This window comes from Pigmentiphaga sp., from assembly GCF_019689535.1.
GTDB lineage: Bacteria > Pseudomonadota > Gammaproteobacteria > Burkholderiales > Burkholderiaceae_B > Pigmentiphaga.
Map to the genome: position 1 here is coordinate 1 of NZ_JADGHH010000247.1, position 4248 is coordinate 4248.

5 protein-coding genes are annotated in these 4248 nt (G+C 63.9%); 1 reads left to right on the plus strand and 4 read right to left on the minus strand.

Translation table 11 applies throughout. The features are described from left to right. The 3 genes from IRZ12_RS15970 to purB all read right to left on the minus strand — a co-directional run. The coding region (locus IRZ12_RS15970; RefSeq protein ID WP_296470533.1) for a DUF3300 domain-containing protein at nucleotides 1-1182 on the minus strand (1182 nt) is incomplete at its 3' end. Nucleotides 1183-1301: 119 nt separating this feature from the next. After that, entirely contained in the window at nucleotides 1302-1760 is a 459-nt protein-coding gene (locus tag IRZ12_RS15975) for a cytochrome c (protein ID WP_296470535.1), read from the minus strand. Nucleotides 1761-1874: 114 nt separating this feature from the next. Next, nucleotides 1875-3251 (minus strand): adenylosuccinate lyase, encoded by a 1377-nt coding sequence (purB, locus tag IRZ12_RS15980; RefSeq protein WP_296470538.1) that lies wholly within the window; start codon nucleotides 3249-3251, stop codon nucleotides 1875-1877. 127 nt (nucleotides 3252-3378) lie between these two features. On the opposite strand from purB, the gene IRZ12_RS15985 reads away from it, so the two are divergent. Continuing rightward, entirely contained in the window at nucleotides 3379-3993 is a 615-nt protein-coding gene (locus IRZ12_RS15985; protein ID WP_296470540.1) for a glutathione S-transferase, read from the plus strand. A gap of 67 nt (nucleotides 3994-4060) precedes the next feature. Here IRZ12_RS15985 and IRZ12_RS15990 read toward each other — a convergent pair. Next, the coding region (locus tag IRZ12_RS15990; protein ID WP_296470543.1) for a hypothetical protein at nucleotides 4061-4248 on the minus strand (188 nt) is incomplete at its 5' end.

Sequence of the window (4248 nt, forward strand, 5' to 3'; positions counted from 1 at the left end):
CGTTTGCACGCCCCCCGAAGGCCGCGACACACCAGTGCCGGGCGCCCTCACCGTCACGTCCCGCCCCCGGTCCGTGGACGGCCCGCGCGGGGAGATGTTGGGGCGGCGGCCGCCCTGGACCGGGCGATCGAGGCCCGAAGCGCGCGGCCCTTCCTCAGCGCGGCCCGGGGGCCGCCCGGGCGCTCCTCTCGGGAGCATGCCGTGTTGCCCATTGCCCCAAGCCGCGCCGCGGTCATGCAAGGCCGTGCGATCGATATGCGGCAACTCCCGCCGAAAACCGTCTGCGCGCGGACGATAATTCTCCCGACTGGCAAAACGGGAGTCTCCGCCGTGAAAACCGTGCCCGTGCGAAGGCAGGCGGTACGCCACGTTGCGCCGGTGATGCGGATCGTGCTTCCAGTCGACGTGGCTGAACCGGGTGCGATTGAAGCGGTTGTAGTGATGAACGTTGACCACCTTCACCCTGTGGGCATGCCAGTCATAACCGCTCCAGAGCGCATGGCCGATGAAAAGCCCGACGCCAAATGAGAACACCGTGCCGGCGACGGCGTATCCCGGTGGATGCCAATAAAACGGCGGGAAGGCGGGATAGAGCCACGGTCTATACACGACGGCCGGATCGTAGATCGGGACATAGACCACTTCGGGCCTGGCTGGCTCGATGCGGATGACCGTCGAGCCACCCGAGGAGGGGGTGACCGTGACGGTCTGCTCGGAGCTGGAATTCAGGTTGCCCGCGGCCTGCGCGCGCGCACGCAAGGCCTGCACAGTGTCCATCAAGGCATCCTGCTGCGCCAGGAACACATCTCCCAGGCGAGAGGTCCAGCTCAGGCGCTCGTTCATCATCTCCAGCACAGTCGGGAACGCCGCCAGCGACTTCACGCTGGGATCCCAGTCCTGGTCCTGCAAAGCCGACTCCAGCGCCTCTCCCTGGAGATCGGGGTGGGCCTTGCGCCAGCGTGCGGCTTCCACGACCTCCAGCGGATACGTCGACGCCATCAAAATCTGCGACAGCAAGGCGTCCGGATACAGGGCGATGGGCGCGACGAGCTGCTCGAGCTCCGCCGCCTGGGCCAGGCTGCTACGGGCAGACACCGAGCCCTGGGCTGCAACCGGCCCGGCAGGCGTCACGGTGGCAAATGCCCCGGCCAGGCAAAACGCGATTCGGGAAATGGAAGCCATGGGGCCTCCTTGAAACGAGGGACACCGTATTCGACCGCTCCGCCATGAAAAAAGCCAGGGCATGGCCCCGGCTTTTTTGAAACAAATCACTTACAAATCACGAAAGCTATTTCAGTCGATTACCGGTTGCGGAAATTATCGTGGCACGCCTTGCAGCTCGCTCCCACCGCACCGTAGGCGGTTCGCACCTGGGCCAAGTCCCCCGACTGCGCAGCGGCGACCAGCTTGGCGATGTCGCCCTGCAAACGCTCCTGCGCCTGCTTGAACTTGGCGCCTTCCGACCACACGGCCGGGCGTGCGGCGCCGCCTTCGGTACCTTGTCCGAACGCGCTCCACGGCAGCTTGGACATCATCGCGACGATCTCTACGTCTGCCTTGACCTGCTCCGGGTCATACGGTTGCTGGCCACGCACCACCGGCGCGATGCGGCCGAAATGATTGGCCATGACGGTCAGTACCGATTGGCGGTACTTGATGGCATCCTCGGGTTTGGCGAACTGAGCGGCCGCAGTGCCGGGAGCCAGCAAGGGCGCCGCCGCAACACAGGCTACAGACAGTACACGCGCGAGTTTCTTCATCAAGGGCTCCTAAGAGGAACGGAACAGAATTGGAGTACCGCGAAATTAAACCAAGCGCCCCCGCGAGGGAAGCACCAGCCTCCCCCATGCGGCGAGAAACAATAGGAGGGACGCTCAGAGCGATCGCGCCAGCTTGGCCGCCAGGCCGATGTAACTGCGAGGCGTCATCGCCAACAATCTGGCCTTCGGTTCTTCGGGAAGTTCCAATCCCAGGATGAATTCGCGCAGGGCTTCTTCGCTGATGCCCTTGCCGCGGGTCAGTTCCTTCAGGCGCTCGTAGGGCTGGGGCAGGCCATAACGACGCATGACCGTCTGGACGGGTTCGGCCAGCACTTCCCAGCAGCTGTCCAGATCGGCATCGATGGCGGATGCGTTGATCTCAAGCTTATCCAGGCCGCGCAGGCACGCGTCGTAGGCCACCAGGCAGTACCCGAAGGCCACGCCCAAATTGCGTAGTACGGTGGAATCGGTCAAATCGCGCTGCCAGCGGGAAATGGGCAGCTTGTCGGCAAGGTGGCGCAGGGTGGCGTTGGCCAAGCCCAGGTTGCCTTCGGAGTTTTCGAAGTCGATGGGGTTGACCTTGTGCGGCATGGTCGACGAGCCGATCTCGCCGGCCTTCAGTCGCTGCTTGAAGTAGCCGAGCGAGATATAACCCCAGATGTCGCGGTTCACATCGATGAGGATGACATTGGCCCGCGTCACGGCATCGAACAGGGCTGCCATCCAGTCATGCGGCTCGATTTGGATGGTGTGGCGGTTCTGGGTCAGGCCGAGCCCCTTCAACACCTTCGCGCTAAAGGCCTCCCAATCGACTTCCGGATAAGCCGCCAGGTGGGCATTGAAATTACCGGTCGCGCCATTGAGCTTGGCCAGCGGCTCGACCCGCTCGATTTCCGAGATGGCCCGCCCCAGGCGCGCCGCCATGTTGGCGAACTCCTTGCCCATGGTGGTGGGGCTGGCGGGTTGGCCGTGCGTGCGCGATAGCAGCGGCTGGTCGGCATGCTGGTCGGCCAGCGCAGCGAGCTTGTCGTAGACCTTGCGCAGCGACGGGACGAGCACCTGGTCCCGGGCGGCGCGCAGCATCAACGCGTGCGACGTGTTGTTGATGTCTTCGGACGTGCAAGCGAAATGGATGAATTCGGCCGCCGCGCGCAGTTCTTCGTTGTCGGCGACTTTTTCCTTCAGCCAATACTCGACGGCCTTGACGTCGTGGTTGGTAGTGCGCTCGATTTCCTTGATGCGGGCGGCGTCGTCTTCCGAAAAATCGGACACTAGCTCGGCCAGCCGCTGGCGGGCAGCGACGCTAAACGGCTTGAGCTCCGGCAGGCCGGCGTCCGACAGGGCGACGAGCCACGCCACTTCGACCTGCACCCGATGATGCATGAAGCCGGCTTCGGACAAAAGCGGACGCAATTGCGCGCCACGGCTGGCATAGCGGCCGTCCAGCGGCGACAATGCATTGAGGGGGGTGAGTTGGTCGGAAGTTTTCATAAGCGCTTGAAAGTAAAAAGAAATTGTAGCACCGCAGCATTCGCGCAAGCGGTCTGAATGGTATACTCCGCGGCCCATTCCCACGCCCGCCGGATGGCTCGATTTTAGGCCTTCCCCTTTTCGCGCTATGAAATTGATCGGCTCTTTGGCCAGCCCCTTCGTCCGCAAAGTCCGCGTCGTCCTGGCGGAGAAGAAGCTCGACTATCAATTCGAGCTCGAAAACGTGTGGGCGGACGACACCCGCATCCAGGACTCGAACCCGCTAGGCAAAGTACCCTGCCTGATCATGGAGGACGGCGGCGCGGTCTTCGATTCGCGGGTCATCGCCGAATACCTGGACACCATCACGCCCGTATGCCGCCTCCTCCCCCAGTCCGGCCGCGACCGGGCGGAAGTCAAGTGCTGGGAAGCCTTGGCCGATGGGCTATTGGACGCCGCGGTGCTGATACGGATCGAGCATACCCAGCGCCCGGAAGGAATGCGCAGCGAGCGCTGGATCGCCCGGCAACGAGGCAAGATCATCGCCGCGCTGGAGGCGATGGAAACCGGCCTGGGCGACAAGCCGTTCTGCGCGGGCAACAGCTATACGTTGGCCGACGTGGCCGTGGGCTGCGCCCTTGGCTATCTGGACTTCCGCTTCCCTGAGCACGATTGGCGCTCGGACCACCCGCGGCTGGCCCGGTTGCTCGACAAACTGTCGCAACGTCCCTCATTCATCGAGACGGATCCCCGCAAGGCATAGGCTACGGGCGCCACAGGCCCCGGCGCGGCGCCACTGTTATGCTTCTCCGTTCTGCATGAACGGAGGCCTACAAGCCCTGGTTCGCCGCGCGATACACCGCCTTCTTCCTAGCAGTACTGGGCACCGTCGCATTCGGGGCCGCCAGCGTGAACGACCCTGACCCGGTGCGCGACAAGCCCCGCCGTTCAGGGCGGGGAAGGATAGCGCGGACGGCGCAGCCGTCCTTGTCTTTGGGTTTCAGTGTGGGGTTTGCTG